Origin of the sequence: Kordia sp. SMS9 (assembly GCF_003352465.1) — a bacterium.
Lineage (GTDB): Bacteria > Bacteroidota > Bacteroidia > Flavobacteriales > Flavobacteriaceae > Kordia.
In genome coordinates this window covers 693,360-712,933 of record NZ_CP031153.1, presented here as the reverse complement: position 1 = coordinate 712,933, position 19,574 = coordinate 693,360, and the positions used below count along the sequence as shown (strand labels likewise).

At 35.6% G+C, this 19,574-nt stretch carries 18 protein-coding genes; 12 read left to right on the top strand and 6 right to left on the bottom strand.

What is annotated here, in order from left to right; all coding sequences use genetic code 11:
• Positions 1-41: 41 nt before the first annotated feature.
• Entirely contained in the window at positions 42-1,358 is a 1,317-nt protein-coding gene (ahcY, locus tag KORDIASMS9_RS03250; RefSeq protein WP_114901460.1) for an adenosylhomocysteinase, read from the bottom strand.
• Between the two features lie 136 nt (positions 1,359-1,494).
• Between ahcY and KORDIASMS9_RS03245 the strand changes: the two genes are divergently transcribed.
• The 6 genes from KORDIASMS9_RS03245 to KORDIASMS9_RS03220 all read left to right on the top strand — a co-directional run bounded on the left by KORDIASMS9_RS03245 (position 1,495) and on the right by KORDIASMS9_RS03220 (position 6,229).
• Positions 1,495-2,136, top strand: coding sequence for a 4'-phosphopantetheinyl transferase superfamily protein (locus tag KORDIASMS9_RS03245; protein ID WP_114901459.1), 642 nt, complete (start codon positions 1,495-1,497; stop codon positions 2,134-2,136).
• A gap of 6 nt (positions 2,137-2,142) precedes the next feature.
• Positions 2,143-2,868 (top strand): geranylgeranylglyceryl/heptaprenylglyceryl phosphate synthase, encoded by a 726-nt coding sequence (locus KORDIASMS9_RS03240; protein ID WP_371412768.1) that lies wholly within the window; start codon positions 2,143-2,145, stop codon positions 2,866-2,868.
• A gap of 356 nt (positions 2,869-3,224) precedes the next feature.
• Positions 3,225-3,485 (top strand): hypothetical protein, encoded by a 261-nt coding sequence (locus KORDIASMS9_RS03235; protein ID WP_114901457.1) that lies wholly within the window; start codon positions 3,225-3,227, stop codon positions 3,483-3,485.
• Positions 3,469-4,176: a nicotinamide riboside transporter PnuC gene (gene pnuC, locus KORDIASMS9_RS03230; RefSeq protein ID WP_114901456.1), complete on the top strand. Its 708-nt coding sequence runs from the start codon at positions 3,469-3,471 to the stop codon at positions 4,174-4,176. The genes KORDIASMS9_RS03235 and pnuC overlap by 17 nt, the downstream gene beginning before the upstream one ends.
• Positions 4,128-4,685, top strand: coding sequence for an AAA family ATPase (locus tag KORDIASMS9_RS03225; RefSeq protein ID WP_114901455.1), 558 nt, complete (start codon positions 4,128-4,130; stop codon positions 4,683-4,685). The genes pnuC and KORDIASMS9_RS03225 overlap by 49 nt, the downstream gene beginning before the upstream one ends.
• On the top strand, positions 4,682-6,229 hold the full coding sequence (locus tag KORDIASMS9_RS03220; protein WP_114901454.1) for a DUF4301 family protein: 1,548 nt from the start codon (positions 4,682-4,684) through the stop codon (positions 6,227-6,229). Before KORDIASMS9_RS03225 ends, KORDIASMS9_RS03220 begins: the two co-directional genes overlap by 4 nt.
• Before the next feature lie 143 nt (positions 6,230-6,372).
• On the opposite strand, the gene KORDIASMS9_RS03215 is transcribed toward KORDIASMS9_RS03220, so the two are convergent.
• Positions 6,373-6,618, bottom strand: coding sequence for a hypothetical protein (locus KORDIASMS9_RS03215; RefSeq protein WP_162819740.1), 246 nt, complete (start codon positions 6,616-6,618; stop codon positions 6,373-6,375).
• Positions 6,619-7,162: 544 nt separating this feature from the next.
• Between KORDIASMS9_RS03215 and KORDIASMS9_RS03210 the strand changes: the two genes are divergently transcribed.
• A complete protein-coding gene (locus tag KORDIASMS9_RS03210; RefSeq protein WP_114901452.1) occupies positions 7,163-9,553 on the top strand; it encodes a TonB-dependent receptor in 2,391 nt (796 codons plus the stop codon).
• 66 nt (positions 9,554-9,619) lie between these two features.
• Here KORDIASMS9_RS03210 and KORDIASMS9_RS03205 read toward each other — a convergent pair whose 3' ends face one another.
• On the bottom strand, positions 9,620-10,063 hold the full coding sequence (locus tag KORDIASMS9_RS03205) for a hypothetical protein (RefSeq protein WP_114901451.1): 444 nt from the start codon (positions 10,061-10,063) through the stop codon (positions 9,620-9,622).
• A 202-nt stretch (positions 10,064-10,265) separates the two neighbouring features.
• Here KORDIASMS9_RS03205 and greA point away from each other — a divergent pair, with 202 nt between their 5' ends.
• Together greA and KORDIASMS9_RS03195 are read left to right on the top strand one after the other, a co-directional pair.
• Positions 10,266-10,742: a transcription elongation factor GreA gene (greA, locus tag KORDIASMS9_RS03200; RefSeq protein WP_114905129.1), complete on the top strand. Its 477-nt coding sequence runs from the start codon at positions 10,266-10,268 to the stop codon at positions 10,740-10,742.
• Positions 10,743-10,898: 156 nt separating this feature from the next.
• Complete coding sequence (locus KORDIASMS9_RS03195; protein ID WP_114901450.1) at positions 10,899-11,288, top strand: HIT family protein; 390 nt, start codon at positions 10,899-10,901, stop codon at positions 11,286-11,288.
• A 206-nt stretch (positions 11,289-11,494) separates the two neighbouring features.
• Here the strand turns inward: KORDIASMS9_RS03195 and KORDIASMS9_RS03190 are convergent, their stop codons facing one another.
• The gene (locus KORDIASMS9_RS03190) at positions 11,495-12,652 is read right to left on the bottom strand and encodes a PAS domain-containing sensor histidine kinase (protein WP_114901449.1); all 1,158 of its coding nucleotides are present in this window, start codon (positions 12,650-12,652) and stop codon (positions 11,495-11,497) included.
• Between the two features lie 194 nt (positions 12,653-12,846).
• Here KORDIASMS9_RS03190 and KORDIASMS9_RS03185 point away from each other — a divergent pair, with 194 nt between their 5' ends.
• The gene (locus tag KORDIASMS9_RS03185) at positions 12,847-13,707 is read left to right on the top strand and encodes a flavin reductase family protein (RefSeq protein WP_114901448.1); all 861 of its coding nucleotides are present in this window, start codon (positions 12,847-12,849) and stop codon (positions 13,705-13,707) included.
• A gap of 5 nt (positions 13,708-13,712) precedes the next feature.
• Positions 13,713-14,087: a DUF3127 domain-containing protein gene (locus KORDIASMS9_RS03180; protein ID WP_114905128.1), complete on the top strand. Its 375-nt coding sequence runs from the start codon at positions 13,713-13,715 to the stop codon at positions 14,085-14,087.
• Between the two features lie 144 nt (positions 14,088-14,231).
• Here the strand turns inward: KORDIASMS9_RS03180 and KORDIASMS9_RS03175 are convergent, their stop codons facing one another.
• Together KORDIASMS9_RS03175 and KORDIASMS9_RS03170 are read right to left on the bottom strand one after the other, a co-directional pair.
• Positions 14,232-15,899 (bottom strand): P-loop ATPase, Sll1717 family, encoded by a 1,668-nt coding sequence (locus tag KORDIASMS9_RS03175; protein ID WP_114901447.1) that lies wholly within the window; start codon positions 15,897-15,899, stop codon positions 14,232-14,234.
• A 272-nt stretch (positions 15,900-16,171) separates the two neighbouring features.
• Positions 16,172-17,842: a SulP family inorganic anion transporter gene (locus KORDIASMS9_RS03170; protein ID WP_114901446.1), complete on the bottom strand. Its 1,671-nt coding sequence runs from the start codon at positions 17,840-17,842 to the stop codon at positions 16,172-16,174.
• Between the two features lie 240 nt (positions 17,843-18,082).
• Here KORDIASMS9_RS03170 and KORDIASMS9_RS03165 point away from each other — a divergent pair, with 240 nt between their 5' ends.
• Complete coding sequence (locus tag KORDIASMS9_RS03165; protein WP_114905127.1) at positions 18,083-19,474, top strand: short-chain fatty acid transporter; 1,392 nt, start codon at positions 18,083-18,085, stop codon at positions 19,472-19,474.
• Positions 19,475-19,574: the final 100 nt, after the last annotated feature.

Here is a 19,574-nt window from a genome sequence, read left to right as displayed (position 1 = left end):
CATCATCTGACAAAAGGCTTTCATATATATAAAATAGATTCTTAGTATCTGTAGTATTCTGGCTTGAATGGTCCTTCAACCGTTACACCAATGTACTCAGCTTGTTCAGTAGAAAGTTCTTCCAATTCCACTCCAATTTTTGCTAAGTGCAAACGTGCTACTTTTTCATCCAAATGTTTTGGCAACATGTATACTTCATTTTTGTAATTATCAGCATTGTTCCAAAGTTCAATTTGTGCCAACGTTTGGTTTGTAAATGAATTACTCATTACAAAACTTGGGTGACCTGTTGCACAACCTAAGTTTACCAAACGACCTTCTGCTAATAAGATGATGTCTTTTCCGTTGATGGTATACTTATCAACTTGTGGTTTGATTTCAACTTTTGTGTTTCCGTGATTGTCATTTAACCAAGCCACCGCGATTTCGTTATCGAAGTGTCCAATGTTACATACAATCGTTTTATCTTTCATTGCTTCAAAATGCGCTCCAGTAACGATGTCTTTATTTCCTGTGGTTGTAATTACGATATCAGCATTTCCAACAACGTTCATTAATTTCTTTACCTCAAAACCGTCCATGGCTGCTTGTAATGCACAAATTGGATCAATTTCCGTAACCGTTACAATAGAACCTGCACCTTTAAAAGAAGCTGCAGTACCTTTTCCAACGTCTCCGTATCCACAAACAACTACTCTTTTTCCAGCCAACATTACGTCTGTAGCTCTACGAATTGCATCTACAGCACTTTCTCTACATCCGTACTTGTTATCAAACTTAGACTTTGTTACAGAGTCGTTAATGTTGATCGCAGGCATTGGCAATGTACCATTTTTCATACGCTCGTATAATCTGTGAACTCCCGTAGTAGTTTCTTCAGACAATCCGTTGATGCCATCTACCAATTCTGGGTACCGATCTAAAACCATATTTGTTAAATCGCCACCATCATCTAAAATCATATTCAATGGTTTGCGATCTTCTCCAAAGAATAACGTTTGCTCAATACACCAATCAAATTCTTCTTCATTCATTCCTTTCCAAGCATACACAGGAATTCCAGCTTCAGCAATTGCCGCCGCCGCTTGATCTTGTGTAGAGAAGATGTTACAAGAACTCCAAGTAACTTCTGCTCCTAATGCCTGTAATGTCTCAATTAAAACTGCAGTTTGGATGGTCATGTGCAAACAACCTGCAATTCTAGCACCTTTTAACGGTTGCTCATCCTTATATTCTTCACGAAGACTCATGAGTCCTGGCATTTCAGCTTCGGCTAACTCGATCTCTTTTCTTCCCCATGCTGCTAAAGAAATATCTTTAACTTTATAAGCTACGTAAGGAACTGATTTTGTGCTCATACTTTTTCTTTTTTTATGTTTGAATAATTATGGTTTGTGACCTAAAATATGTTTAAATTCGCTGCACAACTTTACCGTACAATAGCAGCGGTTAAAAGTTTGCGAGTGCAAAGGTACTAAATAAGTTTTTAATATAATGGCTCTTTACAAAACTATAACAGTAAATAATGATACTAAAGTGCTGATTTGGAAGATAGAAGAGTCTTTTGAAGAATTAAATCGTGATATGCAACTCACAAATCACTGTCAGCAACGATTGGACGGAATGCGCTCCGAAATTCACCAACGCGGCTTTTTAAGCGTTCGTCACTTATTGGCACAATTTGGCTATACCGATTTTGATTTATTTTACGACGACAAAGGCAAACCACATCTAAAAGACGGAAAGCATATTTCCATCACGCATTCGTTTCAATTTTCAGCAATCATCGTAAGTAAAAGCATTCCTGTGGGAATTGACATTGAAATGCAACGTGACAAAATTGTTCGCATTGCACATAAATTTACACCATTGTACGAATACCGAACCTTAGCCAATCATGAAGCATTAGTGCGCAAATTGACAATTGTTTGGGGCGGAAAAGAATCTATCTATAAAGTATATTCTGAAAAAGGATTGAGCTTTTTAAAACATATTGATATTGATGATTTTTCTATGGATGTTTCTCACACCAAAGGAAATGTATACTACGGAAACGAAACCGCACGGTACGCACTCGATTTTTTAGAATTTGAAGGATTTACCTGTGTGTTTGCATTAGAAGAAAATCGTTCATAGATCATGATGCAAACGATGTACGCACATATCATTCAAGCGAAAAAAGACAATCAAAAACTATTGGCGGTTTTGATTGATCCTGACAAAATGGGCGTCGATCATATTCCTGAATTTTTCAAAAAAGTACAGCAATCCATCATTACACATGTATTTGTAGGCGGAAGCACCGATGCAGAAAAAAAGATGGAAATGGTCGTAAAAACCATCAAACAACATACAACATTGCCTGTGTTGATTTTTCCTGGAAGTCACGAGCAAATCACAGAAGCCGCAGACGGAATTTTATTTTTGTCGTTACTTTCTGGACGAAATCCGAAATATTTAATTGAACAACAAGTGCAATCGGTAGAAAAATTAATGCACACCAACTTAGAAATCATTCCAACAGGATACATTCTCATAGATGGAGGCATAAAAACTGCTGTACAGCGTGTGAGTGAAACCTTGCCAATCTCACAACACAATGTTGAAGCTATTTTGCACACAGCCTTGGCAGGACAATTTTCAGGGAAACAACTCATTTATTTAGAAGCGGGAAGTGGCGCAAAAAAAATGGTAGCTGCTGAAATTATACAAGAAGTATCAAGCAAATTGCAAATTCCATTAATTGTTGGCGGCGGCATTCGCTCCAAAAAACAACTAAACGAAATATATGAAGCGGGCGCAGATTTGGTTGTCATCGGAACGGCTTTTGAAGAAAATGAAGACTTTTTAGTAGAATTGAAAAGTTAGTAATGCGATATTAGTATTGAGTATTGAAACGTTTCAAGCTAAATAACAATTTTTGAATAACCGAATGCTAAATGTATTACATTGAGCGAAGTCGAAATGTTGAATTTTAAATTACAATCAGAGAAAAATCTAAAAAAGAGAATCATAAACGTCACTTCGAGTGATTTTCTGTCATTGAGCTTGTCGAAATGCAGAAAATTGTATCGAGAAGTACTATGAAACTATCAATGTAAAATGCTAAATTTTAAATAAAAAAGTATTTTCGAATAAACGAATAAACGAATAAACAAAAAGCACTTCGACAGGCTCAGTGCCAAAAAACAAATTAACGAATAAACGAATCAACAAAAGAAAAAATGAACATCTCAGTAGAACTCACACTCACACCATTACAAGATGATTTTGAAACACCGATTATCAACTTTATCAAAAAATTGCGAGCTTCTGAATATACCGTGTTGGAAAATCCACTAAGTACGCAAATTTATGGTGAGTATGACGGAATTATGAAACTATTGACTACCGAAGTGAAAACAGCCTTTGAAAACGAAGAAAACATTCTATTAACAATGAAAATTGTAAAATCAGACCGAAGCAACTATGAGCCAGTTTTTTGATTTTTTACTAGAACCGTACCAAGGCGCATATTGGTTTGATGTGTTATTGGAAATCCTTGCCGCAGGTTTCGGAATTGCCAGCGTTTGGTTTGCCAAGCAAGAAAAAATTTGGGTATATCCTACAGGAATTATCAGCACCATTATTTACATTTATATCTGCTATAAGTTCATATTGTACGGCGATATGATTATCAATGTGTATTACTCAATTATGAGTGTGTACGGTTGGTACATGTGGACGCGCGTTCGGGAAGATGTCAAATTGGAAATATCGCGGACTAATTTTTTGCAGAAACTCATCACGCTTGCCATTTTCCTATTTACCGCAGCGTTTACATACGTTGTATACGTTCAAGTGGAGAAAATAGATGTACATTTAAATGTGCCAGAAACCATCGACCTATTCTTCTCTAGTTTTGGATCTATTGAAGAAATTAGAACAATTACACCCTATTTAGATATCTTTACCACAGGCGTTTTCTTTTCAGGAATGTGGCTCATGGCGAATAAAAAAATCGAAAATTGGATGTTTTGGATTTTTGGAAACATCATCTCCATACCTTTATATTTTGTAAAAGGACTTGGATTTACGGCAATACAATTCACAATTTTCTTAATTTTAGCCATCTTTGGATACATCGCATGGAGAAAAATACTAAATACCAAAGTGGAAGTCGAATCAAAATCGTAATTTTTGGTCCTGAATCTACAGGAAAAACAACACTTGCCCAACAATTAGCAACGCATTACAACGCTGCGTATGTACCCGAATATGCGCGAATATACGCGGTAGAAAAACAGCAAAAAGGCGAAAAACTAACATCAAATGATGTCATTCCCATTGCCAAAGGACAATTGCGTTTGGAATGTCAAGCTTCGGAACATTTGTTGCTAATTTGCGATACAGATATTTTAGAAACGTTGACGTATGCACGAATCTATTATCCTGAGTTTAAAAGCAAAACCTTAGAAAAATATGTGGAAAAAAGTACGGCAACTTTCTATTTTTTAACTTATATTGATACACCTTGGGAAGCTGACGGAATCAGAGATTTGCCTCAAACAAGAGAAGCAGCCTTTTTGGAGTTTCAGCGAACCTTACAAATCTATAACCAACCCTACCTGTTGTTGAAAGGTGACCTCGAAACTCGTTTTCAAAAAGCCGTGAAAACAATAGACAAATTGCTAGAAAACCATTGAGATTTTCAAACAAACATATCGAACAAATTGAAGCAAAAGGACTGACACTACCGCAAGTGGAAGAACAGTTGCACAAGTTTGAAAAAAAGATTCCGTATGCGGATATTACCGAACATGCAAGTAGAGAAAGAGGAATTTTAAAACTTACGGAACACGAAGAAGATAGGTGTATTAATAGCTATCAAAAAGAACGCAATTTTTTAGAAATCGTAAAATTTACACCTGCTTCTGGAGCTGCAACACGGATGTTTAAGTTTTTATATAAATTTCTCGAAAACTACAATCCGCAAAAAGAGTCGATCAATTCATATATCAACAAAGAAAAAGAACCAGAAATTCGATTGTTCTTCATCGGCTTGGAAAAGTTTCCTTTCTACAAAGAGGTATTAAAAGTGATGCATAAAACGGAGCTAGATCGCATCAAAAAACCAGACGAGTTCAATCGTGATTTTGTACATACATTACTAGCAGAAACTGGCTTAAACTACGGAAACTACCCAAAAGGATTATTGCCTTTTCACAAATACAAAAGTCATCTATCTACGCCATTTCAAGAACACTTATTTGAAGCAGCAAGTTATGCGTGTAACGATGGAAAAGCCAAATTACACTTTACCATTTCCAAACAACATTACGATAAATTTAAAGCAACCGAAGAGCAGATTCTTCCGCAAATCAAAGAAAAAACAGGATGCAATTTTGAAATATCCTATTCCTATCAGCTAGAAGAAACGGACACTGTGGCGGTAGATCAAAAAAATAGACTGATTTTAGATGCGGCAGGAAACTTGGTATTTCGCCCTGGCGGACATGGCGCGTTGATTGAAAATTTGAATGCAATTGATGCTGATTTAATCTTCATCAAAAACATTGACAATGTTGTGGTAAATACCTATTCGGAAGAAATATCGCGTTACAAAAAAATCTTAGCAGGAAAACTGATCGCACTACAACAAAAAGCATTTGAATTTATGAAAATGTTGCACAATGGCGTTTCTACCGAAGAACTTCATACCATTTTAAACTTCCTGTACACAAAACTAAATATTCAAATCAGCGAGGAATTTGAAAAATACTCGCAAAAATATCAAGTAGAATACCTTATTGATAAACTGAATCGCCCCATTCGTGTGTGTGGCATGGTAAAAAATGAAGGCGAACCTGGCGGAGGACCGTTTTGGGTAAAACACGAAAATGGTTCGGTATCGCTTCAAATTGTAGAATCGGCACAAATTGACAGAAAGAACGAGTATCATCAAGGGATTCAAAAATTGGCGACACATTTTAATCCTGTGGATATTGTTTGTGGTGTCAAAGATTATCAAGGCAACAAATACGATCTCACAAAATTCGTAGATCGCAAATCATACTTTATCGCGTCCAAATCGAAAAGTGGTAAAAAAATAAAAGCGTTGGAATTGCCAGGACTTTGGAATGGCGGCATGGCGTTTTGGAATACAATCTTTGTGGAAGTTCCGTTAGTAACGTTCAATCCTGTAAAAACCATCAACGACTTGCTAAAACCTACGCATCAAATAAAGTAGGATTTTGTATTTCTGCGAAGGCAGGAATCTATCTTTGACTTTCGATGTAATCCAAAAAAACACCAAGAACAATTCTCTACAATCCTTCTTGGTGTAAAAGTTTTTCAAACAAGTTTTGCTTGACTATTTTTTTAAATCAACAATCAAACCGTACATGGAGTTCCATCCGGATTTTGTCCATTTCCTATCGTATGTGTGCAATAAAGTGCTTCTGTCAATTTGATGGGTTCCGTCACCGTTTTACACGTATCAACATCCGAAATAATACACGGATTCCTTGTAAAGCGTATCGGCTCATTTACATTTACATTTCCACCATAAATAGCGGTTAATTTTGAAATTTTGGTTGCCTTCAAGGCTAACTTCTTCTGAAAATTTTGTTTTTTCATGATCATTAAGTTTTTTGGTTAGAACTTAAAGTTACTAATTTGAAGGCTGTTTCTTTGTTAAAAAAGCAAATTTCTTACATAAAAAACACCAAGAATAATACCCTACAATCATTCTTGGCACCAAAGTTTTTCAAATAAATTTTTCTAGCCTTTAGGCAAAGTCTTTTTTGAAATTTTTGTTTTTTTATGGTGTAAACGTTTTTTTGTTTTGAAATTAAATGTGCTCATTTTGTAGTCGTAAAAAACACTGACACCTTGTTTTGGTGCTTCAAATTCATAAAATCAGCGTGCTAAATAATCGAAAAAAATAGTTCGAAATTCAAAAAACTAAATTATTTTTGCAGCATCTCAAAGGGGTGCAATTTGAATCACATTCAAAACGCTGAGATTATACCCAATGAACCTGGGCAGGTAATGCTGCCAAGGGACAAACTAAATTGTTTAGTGCAGTTTGGTATGCCGATAGTCATAGTCTATCAAAATCATGTATTAATTTAATCAAGAATAATTACCCCTTTTATTCGTAACAAAACGTATTACGAATATGAAGAATTTATTCGCTTTTTTATGCCTTTTTGTGCTGTCAGTCAATATGCAAGCGCAAAATGTTACCTTATCAGGAACCGTTTCTGATACAAAAGGAGCACCGTTACTCGGTGCTACCTTATCACTAAAAGGAGCTTCTTTTGGTTCCACTACAGATTCTGATGGAAAATATGCTTTGCGTGTTCCAAAAGGAGATTTGGAAGTTGTCTGTTCTTTTGTGGGAATGAAATCGGTGACGAAAAAAGTTTCTGTTGCAGAAGACACCGTGCTCAATTTTACACTGTCGAGCTCGCAAGAAGTGTTGGATGCTGTGTTAATTTCGGCGGTTCGTGTCAATGCCGATTCACCAATTACCTATTCCAACCTAGAAAAAGAAGAAATTGAAGAACGCAATTTGGGACAAGACATTCCAGTTTTAATGAACTTTATGCCATCTGTTGTAACGACTTCGGATGCAGGAGCTGGTGTTGGCTATACAGGAATCCGTGTGCGTGGTAGCGATGCTACACGTGTCAATGTGACGATTAACGGAATTCCATACAACGATGCAGAAAGTCAAGGAACGTTTTGGGTAAACATGCCCGATTTAGCGTCTTCTACCCAAAGCATTCAGTTGCAACGTGGAGTTGGAACATCAACTAACGGTTCTGGCGCTTTTGGTGCAAGTTTAAGTTTGCTAACCGATGCAGTTTCGGAAGAAGCCAATGGAGAAATCTCAAACTCTTTCGGAAGCTTTAATACGAGAAAGCATACGGTGAAATTCAGCACAGGAAAATTAGGTAAGAATTTCGAATTGGCAGGACGTTTGTCAAAAATTAAATCGGACGGTTATATTGATCGTGCCTCTTCGGACTTAAGCGCGTACTTTTTACAAGGTTCGTATGTAACGGAAACCACGTTGATTAAAGCTTTGGCGTTTGGTGGACATGAAATTACGTATCAAGCTTGGAATGGAATTGATAGACAAACCCTTGAAACCAATAGAACCTTCAATCCTTCGGGACAGTTTACAGACGAAAACGGAAACGTGCGTTTTTACGATAATGAAGTAGATAACTATCGCCAAGATCATTATCAATTTCATTGGAATGAGAAAATTTCAGAACACTGGACAACCAATTTAGGATTAAATTATACACAAGGAAGAGGCTATTTTGAACAATACAAAGAAGACGAACCTTTTGATGAATATGGTTTTGAAGAAATTACAGTTGATGGTGCTGTAGTTAATGAAACTGACTTAATTCGCAGACGCTGGTTAGACAATGATTTTTACGTAATCAACGCGAATGCAAACTATAAAAAGAACAATTTAGACATGGATTTTGGTGCGTTCTTAGGAATGTATGATGGAGATCATTTTGGAGAAGTCATCTGGGCGCGTTTTGCAAGCAATAGCGAAATAAGAGATCGGTATTACGAAGGAAACGGAAAGAAAAACGATTTGAGTTTCTTTACAAAAGCCACCATTCGTGTGAACGATAAAGTAAGTTTGTTTGGCGATGTACAATTGCGAAACGTAACCTATAAAACTTCTGGATTAACGTCAGATCAAGCTCCTTTTAATATTGATGAAAATTATACATTTTTCAATCCGAAAGCTGGGATTAATTACAGACTTAACGACAATAATAGCTTATATTTCTCGTATGCAAGAGCAAACAGAGAACCCAACAGAAACGATTTTGAAAACAACAGCGAAGTAAAACCTGAACAATTGGACGATTTTGAATTGGGTTGGCGTTGGAACGGTGAAAAATTCACCATCAACACCAATGCATATTACATGTTATACAACGATCAATTGGTGCTTACAGGCGCTTTGGATGATGTTGGTGCACCATTGCGTACGAACAGTGGAAAAAGTTACCGTTTAGGATTGGAAATTGATGCTGCTTTTCAAGTAAGTGATAAACTTTCGGTACGTCCAAACATGGCAATTAGTACCAACAAAAACATAGATTTTATTGCTTCACAAGATGGAAGTTTGGTCAACTTAGGAAATACAAATATTTCATTTTCGCCAGATTTTATTGCAGGAAACAGTATCACGTATACGCCACTTCATAATTTTCAAGTGTCGTTATTGTCTAAATATGTAGGCGAGCAATTTATGGAGAATATTGACTCGGAAGTTTCACGCTTAGACAGTTATTTTACGAATGACTTAAACTTCGTATACGAAATAAAAATGAATGCTTTTTGTGAGTCAATTATCTTTACAGGATTGATCAATAATATCTTTAACGTAGAATATGTGTCGAACGGATACTTCTTCACATTTGATGACGATTTTACAACTCCAGGAACCGTAACAACTGTTGAAGGCGCAGGATTTTACCCGCAAGCGACTAGAAACTTCTTGGTTGGAATGACCTTACGATTCTAAAGTAAAAATCTATATTACTTTATAAAGAGCGATTCGAAAGAGTCGCTTTTTTTGTAACCAAACACCCTAATTATTAGAAATTGTGACCACATCGTTAGATTTTGTAGCACGGTAATTAACCATTGGATAACTGTCCATACCTTCCACAGGATTCAATAATTGACCATTGGCCAAACTATATTCGTAATCTTCACAAGAACACGTTGCCAAAACTCCTTGAATATCCATGGTAGAGCAATTATTTGGCACATGATTTGGACAACTCGCTTCCCAAGCAAAGAATTGATCTCCAGACAAATTAAACACAAAAAAGCCGCGAACGCCACCGCCATTTGAAATATAAGTAGAACCTCCTGCAAAGCGCAAATTGTCAAATTGTGGTAAGTTCAGATTGATCTGAAACTGCACCAAAGCATTCGGAATAAAAGGATTATTATTTACAACACCATCATCAGAACTGCACGAAAGTAAGCATACCACGGCACCACAAATCATCAAAAATCGTTTCATCTATTTAAAATTTAATAAGTTCTGCAATTTACGTAAATCATTTTTTTAAAAACGAAACATAGACAAGGACTTTAAATATTTTATTATATTTGTATTACAAATCCCGTGTTCCAATGGGATTTTTTTTGCGTTATATAATACATGTTTGTCTCATTGTATGAAGCAAAGCAATATCTATGAACATATAGAAAACGAAGAAATTATGAGTAAAGTATCTTATTATACAGCAGAAGGACTAAAAAAATTAAGAGAAGACTTAGAGCATTTAAAAAATGTAGAAAGACCCAAAGCTTCTCAAGCAATTGCTGATGCGAGAGATAAGGGCGATTTGAGTGAAAATGCAGAATACGACGCTGCCAAAGAAGCGCAAGGATTGTTAGAAATGCGGATTTCCAAAATGGAAACGGTTTTATCGACAGCGAGAGTCATTGATGAAAGTCAATTAGATACTTCAAAAGTATTGGTGCTTTCTACGGTTCGAATCAAAAATACCGTCAATGGCATGGAAATGACCTATACATTGGTGGCGGAAAGTGAAGCAGATTTGGCTGCTGGGAAAATCTCCGTAACGTCTCCAATTGGAAAAGGTTTGTTAGGAAAATCAGTAGGAGAAATTGCGGATGTGCAAGTGCCAAACGGAATTATGAAGTTTGAAGTGTTAGAAATTACACGAAACTAATATTCTTCAAAATAAACAATACAACGTCCTTTTTTACCTGTTAAGAAAGGATTTTGTATATAGAAATCGTTTGTATTGTCAACAAATTAAAAAAGTGTTAACGAGTTCATTTAATAGACAGAACTTTTTTATCTTACCAACATACAAATTTCAGTTATGGCATCAATCTTTACCAAAATCATCCATGGAGAAATTCCATCCTACAAAATCGCAGAAGATGAACACTATTATGCGTTTTTAGACATTAATCCCAATGCTGTCGGACATACGTTGTGTGTGCCAAAAGTAGAAGTGGATAAAATTTTTGATCTCTCTGAAGAAACCTATATGGGACTGATGCAATTTTCTAGAAAAGTAGGAATCGCCATTGAAAAAGCCATTCCTTGCTTGCGCGTTGGTATTTCTGTCATTGGGTTGGAAGTGCCGCATACACATGTACACTTAATTCCATTGCACAATATGGAAAGTATGGATTTTGCAAACAAAGAGAAACTTACCCCAGAAGCGTTTGAAGAAGTGGCAGCTAAAATTCGTGCGGAACTTTAGTTAGTATTGAGAAGTGAGTATTGAGAAGTTTCAAAGTGAATTTGAGGATTCTATTGATTGTATTCGAAAACAGCAAAAAAACAAATCCACAAAAAATGCTATTACTAAAGAAACAGATTGCCACGTTGCTATGCTTCTCGCAAAGACGTATCCAACAAGTCTAACACCTAAAGCGCTTGTGCTGAGCTTGTCGATGTTAAGCGTGTCTAAACTACCATTTTCAACAAAATCTGCATCGTAGTGCCTTTGCCAAGTTCTGACTTTAATACTTTCACTTTTCCGTTGTGATAATTCTCAACAATACGTTTAGCGAGCGATAAACCCAATCCCCAACCGCGTTTTTTGCTTGTAAATCCAGGTTGAAACACTTTTTTAAAATTTCGTTTCGGAATGCCTTTTCCGTTATCTGTAATCAGTATTTTTACAAAACTATCTGCAGAGGTAATTTCTAGTTTCAAATCGCCTTTTCCTTTCATAGCATCAATGGCATTTTTTACCATGTTCTCAATTGTCCAGCTATACAATTGCGGATTAATCTCGCTATACAAAGGTGTTTTGGGCGCATCAAAGCTAAAATGCACCAATTTGGACGTTCGCGAAAGCAAATAATCGTAGGAATCCTTCGTTTCTTGCACAATATCTAAGCGTTCTAACTTTGGAATCGAGCCAATTTTGGAGAAACGTTCTGTAATCGTTTGCAAGCGATCAATATCTTTTTCAATCTCTTTAACATACTCCGGATCTATATTTTCGGTCTTCAAAATTTCTGCCCAACCGACTAAAGAGGAAAGTGGCGTTCCAATTTGATGGGCAGTTTCTTTTGCCATTCCTGCCCACAATTTATTCTGTTCAGAAGCTTTGGACGCACTAAAAAAGAAATACGCAACCGCACCAAATAAAAAGATAATTAATAACAGTGCCAGCGGATAATATTTGAGTTTATTTAACGTTTCAGAATTTCCGTAATAGAGTGTTCCAATTTTGACCTCTTTTTTTAAACTTTCGTCAAAATATCTAACAGTTATCGGGTTATTTTCTTTTCCAAATTGAACTATTTTTCTTTGTATATAAATAGAGTCATTAGCCTTTTCTTCATCAATATTTAATGTTTCAAAACCTCCTTTGTCTATTTTAATAATTCTTGGATTAGAATTCTCTGTAGCAATGATATCTCCCGCCAAAAGTAAATCTTCTCCTGCATTGATTGATTTAAAGGCTCTAACCCAAATCTCCATTTTAGCACGTTCATCTTCTTTAAATTCTTGAAAGAAAATATACGTATTCCATAAAATTCCAGATACAATCGCAAACGAAGCGAGAATCAATATCCAACGAATTAAAACAGGTCTATTCTTTAAAATCATCAATTATACTTTGAAACCACTAATATAAACGAAAAGAAGCAGTTTTATTGTGATCGTATGGGACTTTTGAAGATCAACACAATAGAACAGCGCAGTATCCAAAATAAAGTTGTTAAAAACATAGGTTTTGCGTTGATAACTATTATTGTATGCTCCGCTTTTTTATAGTAATTTTGTGGCTCTAAAACTTGAAAATGCTATCATTAGACCCAAAAGAAATTCCAACCGCCAAATTGCATGGGTATTTGTTGGGTGCTGTCGCGCCAAGACCGATTGCCTTTGCAAGCACGATGGATGCGGAAGGAAATCCAAATTTGTCTCCGTATAGCTTTTTTAATGTCTTTAGTTCGAATCCGCCCATTATGATTTTTTCGCCTGCGCGAAGAGTTCGTAATAATACCATAAAGCATACGCTTGAAAATGTATTGGCAACAAAAGAAGTGGTGATCAATGTGGTCAATCACGCAATTGTACAACAAATGTCGTTGAGCAGTACGGAATATGCAGCAGGCGTGAATGAGTTTGAAAAAGCCGGATTGACGATGTTGCCTTCGGAAAAAGTAAAACCGTTTCGTGTGGCAGAATCGCCAGCCCAATTTGAATGTAAAGTCAAAGAAGTAATTCATCTTGGAAATGAAGGCGGTGCAGGAAACCTAATCATTTGTGAAGTGGTAAAAATACACATTCATGATGAGGTTTTGAACGATCGCGGCACGATTGATCATTACAAAATTGATTTGGTTGCCAGAGCAGGAGGAAGCTTTTACAGCAGAGCGCGTGACGGATTTTTTGAAATTCCAAAACCCATTGCAACCTTGGGAATTGGTGTAGACCAAATTCCTGCCGAAATCAGAAATAGCAAGGTGTTGACAGGAAATGATCTGGGAATTTTAGGAAATGTAGAAAAATTACCAACTGGGGAAGAAATACAAGAATTTACACAACATACTGAAATCGAAATTTCAGAAAACATAGAAACAAATCATAAAGCAGCAAAGGAATTCCTTGAAAAAGGAGATGTCGAAACTGCTTGGAAAATCTTATTAGTAAAATAAATAACATGGAAGTACAGGGAAAAGTAAAAATGATCGGAGAAACGCAAACATTCGGAAACAACGGATTTAGAAAGCGTGAAATTGTGGTAACAACAGAAGAGCAATATCCACAACACATTATGGTGGAATTTGTACAAGATAAAACAGACTTATTGAATAATTTTCAAGTAGGACAAGCTGTAAAAATTAGCATCAACTTACGTGGACGCGAATGGGTAAATCCACAAGGAGAAACCAAATATTTCAACTCCATTCAGGGATGGCGAATTGAAAACTTACAGCAACAACCGCCAGCAGGAATGCCGCCAGTGCCACCAGCAGACGCGTTTGAGCCAGTAAACGACTTGAAAGAGGAAGATCATGACGATTTGCCTTTTTAATCCGTAATTGTATTTTAAAAGTACACTTGATTACGGCTTAAGGGGTTGTAGTTTTGAGCTTATCAGATTAGACTAGTACATAAAAGCAAACTATTCTCTCTAGTTTGCTTTTAATTATAATAAATGTTATATTACATTATTATTTTATTGAATCTTACTATTCTTTTTTACATTCAAGGCATGGTGGTAAGTCTTATTTATTGACCAGCAGAAGCTATTATTTTCTTGATATTGTATTTTTGAAACTTCATTTGGACTTTTTTCGAAATAGATGTATCTATTAGTATTGTTATCATCATTTTGAAATTCAACTTTTTGGATGAAATCGATGCGATATAAAAATTCAATTATATCAATTAGCCTTTCAGCTTCTATTCCATCTATTTTAGGCATTCCATGTTTACTGACAAAGTTTTTTTTCAAGTAATCTGCCAAACTATGGGTGTAAAATTTAGAATTTACATAATTAAAACTTTCTATTAGATTTTGAAGTTTGTCAAACTGATGATTATGTTCTTTATAGAGATCAGCCAACCTAATTTTACTAAACTCAGGAAGAGCTTGATCTATATCTATAGATGCAATTTTTAGAACTTGTCTTTTTTTTGCATTCTTTGCTGATAGATAGCATAATTGGACAGCCCATCGAGGCCTTCTATTACTAAATTCAAATAAATTATTTTCAAGAAACCCATATTTTCCACGAATTAATACTACAGGTTTATTATGGAAATTTCTAAGTGCAATATCTCCGTAAATCTTTAATTCACTTTCTGTGAGTCTTTCTTCTAAAGTTCTTTTCAAAACAGAAAAAGAATGATACATTCTTCCATGCATGCTATTTAGTTTTTTAAGTAGTTTATCACTTCCTCCTAATTCTTGAACCTTTCTGATATCCTTAATATTTAGCATAAAAGGATGTTTAAAAACAAATTTTAAAACTTCATCATCGTGTTTCCCAATATTTTTTATTTTATGGGGATAATTAATTTTAATGTAAGCATAAATTTTATTTCTTATTAGTAACTTAAAATCATTCTTCTCCCAAAGAATATCTATCATATATTGCTCACATTTATCCAAGGCTTCATCAAAATGTTTAATGATAGTCCAAACATTAGTCCTTGAGGAGACTCTTAATACAAGTCCTTCTATGTCTCTTACCAAATATCTACAAGCAGAATAAAACGTAGAAACTATTAATTTGTCTTTACTTTGATTTAAAAATGTGGCATCTATATCATCTATGAATACCCATATCAATCTAGATTTCTTTTTAGAAATTCTCTCTAATAAAGATTTATTATTTGCATTAATTTGGTCATTTAAAGATATACTATTGCCTTTTACCTTAAATTCAAATCTTTTTAGTAAGGATTCAAAAAAATTTCTTTTTTTAAATCCTTGAATTTCAGAATTCGTCATAATGTCTTTCTCGTCTTGATCAAAAGTAAAACCTATATTATTAGAGATTTCATTATTTATATGTGAACATATTCGCTGTTGCCAAATACTTATATATTTATTAGGATTCAAATTAGAAAAATCACCATTAGTTTCGAGTTCATGCCCTTCAATAAATATAGAGGTAAAAACATTATCTTGAGTTTCACTTTTATAACGGCTCATTTGTAAAAGCGTCGACTTTCCCATTCCTTTCTTAGATCTTACACACATAAATTTATTTTGGGAATCAAAAAAGTCTTCAAATTCATCTTTAAAAATAAAATATTCTTTTAGCATATCTGGAGACTCATCCCCGCCTGCTTCATTTCCAAATATTCGTTTATCAAGAAGTTTTTCAAGTGACATATTACATCAATTAACAAGTTTTTTAAATTTCTATAAAATTAGAATTTTAAGAATTACAATAAAGGTAAGATTATTTTTACCTACTACATATATAAATTTAATCAAAATCGAAATCTAATTAATAATTTTTAAATATGTGATTGCTAACAAATTAATTTCGTTATAGTGACTCTACTGAATATTAGTTAATATAGAGATGATTACATTTCCTAAACCCCAAAAGCCTGTAATTTTATGATTACAGGCTTTTTTTATTGTATTATCTCTAAATTCTAACTCGCTTTTTCTGTTCCCTTCAACTTCCGCTTCAAATACCCAAAACTTTCATCAATGGTAGCAAACAAGTCTGCTTCTGGAACCAAATCAGGAATGATATCTACGTCTGTGAGCATATCACGCGGTTGTTCTTGCAGCCCAATAAGGATGACTTCAATGTTTTTAGCACGTAAATCAAAAATGATATCTTCTAACGTATACAAACCAGATTGATCCATATACGGCACTCTGTCCATTCTAAAAATTACTGCTTTTATGTCTTCTGGCAACAAATTAATTTGATCTTTAAAATACGACGTAAACCCAAAAAATAACGGTCCGTACAAGTGCTTAATGATCACTTTATCTTTATATGCATCATAAAATTCGATTTCATCTTGCCAAGGTTTTTCTCCATCAATGTCGTTTACGTTTCCAACCTCCAAGCCTTTTTCACTAATATCACCTGATTTCTTCATAAATAACAAACACGCCAAGGCAATTCCGATGCCTACCGCTTGAATTAAGCTTCCAAACGTGGTAATCAACAATACTAAAATAAGTACGACAGCATCCGCTCTGGGAACTTTTAATAAATGTTTTAACCCTTTAAAATCGACAATCTTAAATCCGATCGGAATTAACAAACCAGCCAATACACACAACGGAATGTGTGCCGCTAATTGTCCCAATCCGAGTAAAACTGCTAATAAAAACAGTCCGTGTAATACACCAGAAACTCTCGTTTTTCCACCAGCGTTGATATTTACCACAGTTCCTTTGGTTGCTCCTGCACCCGGAATTCCCCCAATGGCAGCCGCAATCATATTTCCAATTCCTTGCCCAATCAATTCGCGATTGCTATTATGTTTGGTTTTGGTCATGTTATCCGCAATCACGGAAGTCAATAACGAATCAATACTTCCTAAAACGGCTAACACCACGGCGTATTCTAAAATAGTAGCATACGCGCTTGCATCAATTGTCAAAATATTTCCTAATTGAAAAGAAGGCAATCCCGAAGGAATTTCACCAATCAAAGGCACATCTAATTTCATAAAATACGCAATCAGTGTTGCTACAATCAACGCAACTAACGCACTCGGAATCGCTTTTGTAATTTTAGGAAAAACAAAATACACCACAATCGTAATTGCACCTAACATCAGCGCATACAAATTGGCATCGGTAAACAAACTTGGAAAATTTTGAAGCACCGCGATGGTAGATTTTGAAGCACCCATTCCCGCAAAGGGAAATATTTGTAAAATGACAATAATCAATCCAACGCCGCTCATAAATCCAGAGATGACAGGATAGGGAAAGTATTTTACGTAACTCGCAATGTTTAAAAACCCAAAAATTACTTGAAACAATCCGCCTAAAAGAAACGTTGCTAAAATAATGCTCATTCCGCCATCAAGACTTCCGTTCATTTGAATAGCAACCGCAACTAATGCTGCCGAAACTACGGTCATCGGACCTGTTGGACCACTAGCTTGAGTTTCTGTTCCACCGAAAAGCGCAGCGAAAATACCAACAGCTATGGCACCATATAAACCAGCAGTGGCGCCCATTCCCGACTGTACTCCGAACGCTAGTGCTAATGGTAAAGCGACTACACCAGCGACGAGTCCGCCCGTGAAATCGCCTTTAAAATTTTTAAAATCGTAAATTTTCTTTAGCATACGTTTTCTTTTTAGATTGCTTATTAAAAGTCATTGTTTAAAACTAACAATAATACAAGTCAAAATCAACAGAAAAAATGATTTAATGTTTTTTAAAATTTATTTAAAGAGCGAAAAGGTGTGAAGTTGAACTTGAATCTGAACTTGAATTCGAATAAATCATTAACAAATCCACAAATTAACGAATCAACGAATCGAAAGAAAAACAAACATTTTCGTAAATTCACGCAAAAATCAACCATGCGCATTACCAAAACTATTGAAACCATATTTCAGCGTTACTTGCCTTCTCCATTTACCATTGCGGTATTGTTAACGTTGTTGACGATTGTGTTGGCAACGTTTTTTACACGTCCAACAGAAGCTTCTACCGTAGCTCATTTTGTGCAAGTGCTATCGTTTTGGGAAGACGGAATTTGGAATTCTGGCTTGTTGGTGTTTGCCTATCAAATGATGCTGATTCTCGTATTAGGACATGTATTGGTATTGAGTAAACCGATGAATTCACTGATTGTATTGCTCACAAAATCGGTCACAAATACCACAAATGCAGTTGTTTTGGTTAGCGTTACGACGATGATTGTGGCATTTTTCAATTGGGGATTGGGTTTGATTTTCGGTGCGATCTTAGCAAGAAAAGTTGGCGAACGCGCGCAAGAACAGAACATTCCCATCAATTATCCGTTGGTAGGCGCGGCAGGGTATGTTGGTTTGATGGTTTGGCATGGTGGTATCAGTGGTTCAGCACCTTCAAAAGTTGCAGAACAAGGACATTTGCTGGAGATGATGAATGGAGTGTTAACCGTAGATCAGTATGGACAAGTTCCAGAAGTGATCACGTCGAGCAGCACAATTTTTAGTTGGTGGAATTTACTTTTATTTGGAATTTTACTCGTGTTGATTCCATTTGTATTAAGTGTACTTGCGAAAAAAGCATCGCCTTCAAAATTGAATTTGCCAACGTATCAATTCGACAGAAAAAATAAAGAAACAATTGAAGGCGCTGAAAAGTTAGACCATTCTTCCATGGTTGCCATTTCGTTTGGTGTGTTGCTTTTGGTTGTGTTTTTTATACAATATGCAAAAAATTTAAGTTCACTTTCCAATATAAAAATTTCACCGAACATGCTCAATTTTTTCATGCTAGGCTTGGCAATTGTCCTGCATGGAAATTTTAAAAGTTTTCTCAATGCTGTAGAAGAAGCTATTAAAGGAACTTCGGGAATTTTAATTCAATTTCCGTTGTATTTTGGCATTATGGGCATTATGAAAAGTTCAGGAATGGTCGGAATGATTTCGGATAGTTTTGTAGCTGTTGCCAACGAAACAACCTTGCCAATCTACACGTTTTTCAGCGCAGGTTTGGTCAATGTGTTTGTGCCAAGTGGTGGCGGACAATGGGCAGTGCAAGGACCAATCGTTATTCAATCTGCCATCGAATTGGGTGTTCCGTTGCCAAAAGCAGTCATGGCGTTGTCGTACGGTGATCAAATTACCAACATGTTACAACCGTTTTGGGCATTGCCTTTATTGGGAATTACACGCTTAAAAGCGAAAGAAATATTACCGTATACTATTATTTTAATGGCGGTAGGAATTGCAGTATATGTGTTAGGATTATTACTGCTATAAAAAAAGTCCCGCAGAAACGGGACTTAATATTGTGGTTTTAGGCTTTAGTCTTTCAACACTAATTCAAAAAGCAATGATGAAAAATAAATGTTTAGATGCG

Bases quoted from the DNA above. Each gene is read 5' to 3' on its own strand.
- KORDIASMS9_RS03245 (WP_114901459.1), top strand. From the start codon at position 1,495: ATGGCTCTTTACAAAACTATAACAGTAAATAATGATACTAAAGTGCTG.
- KORDIASMS9_RS03165 (WP_114905127.1), top strand. From the start codon at position 18,083: ATGCGCATTACCAAAACTATTGAAACCATATTTCAGCGTTACTTGCCT.
- KORDIASMS9_RS03215 (WP_162819740.1), bottom strand. From the start codon at position 6,618: ATGAAAAAACAAAATTTTCAGAAGAAGTTAGCCTTGAAGGCAACCAAA.
- KORDIASMS9_RS03225 (WP_114901455.1), top strand. From the start codon at position 4,128: ATGGAGAAAAATACTAAATACCAAAGTGGAAGTCGAATCAAAATCGTA.
- KORDIASMS9_RS03185 (WP_114901448.1), top strand. From the start codon at position 12,847: ATGCTATCATTAGACCCAAAAGAAATTCCAACCGCCAAATTGCATGGG.
- KORDIASMS9_RS03205 (WP_114901451.1), bottom strand. From the start codon at position 10,063: ATGAAACGATTTTTGATGATTTGTGGTGCCGTGGTATGCTTACTTTCG.
- pnuC (WP_114901456.1), top strand. From the start codon at position 3,469: ATGAGCCAGTTTTTTGATTTTTTACTAGAACCGTACCAAGGCGCATAT.
- KORDIASMS9_RS03170 (WP_114901446.1), bottom strand. From the start codon at position 17,842: ATGCTAAAGAAAATTTACGATTTTAAAAATTTTAAAGGCGATTTCACG.
- KORDIASMS9_RS03190 (WP_114901449.1), bottom strand. From the start codon at position 12,652: ATGATTTTAAAGAATAGACCTGTTTTAATTCGTTGGATATTGATTCTC.
- KORDIASMS9_RS03235 (WP_114901457.1), top strand. From the start codon at position 3,225: ATGAACATCTCAGTAGAACTCACACTCACACCATTACAAGATGATTTT.
- ahcY (WP_114901460.1), bottom strand. From the start codon at position 1,358: ATGAGCACAAAATCAGTTCCTTACGTAGCTTATAAAGTTAAAGATATT.
- KORDIASMS9_RS03180 (WP_114905128.1), top strand. From the start codon at position 13,713: ATGGAAGTACAGGGAAAAGTAAAAATGATCGGAGAAACGCAAACATTC.
- greA (WP_114905129.1), top strand. From the start codon at position 10,266: ATGAGTAAAGTATCTTATTATACAGCAGAAGGACTAAAAAAATTAAGA.
- KORDIASMS9_RS03195 (WP_114901450.1), top strand. From the start codon at position 10,899: ATGGCATCAATCTTTACCAAAATCATCCATGGAGAAATTCCATCCTAC.
- KORDIASMS9_RS03175 (WP_114901447.1), bottom strand. From the start codon at position 15,899: ATGTCACTTGAAAAACTTCTTGATAAACGAATATTTGGAAATGAAGCA.
- KORDIASMS9_RS03240 (WP_371412768.1), top strand. From the start codon at position 2,143: ATGCAAACGATGTACGCACATATCATTCAAGCGAAAAAAGACAATCAA.
- KORDIASMS9_RS03210 (WP_114901452.1), top strand. From the start codon at position 7,163: ATGAAGAATTTATTCGCTTTTTTATGCCTTTTTGTGCTGTCAGTCAAT.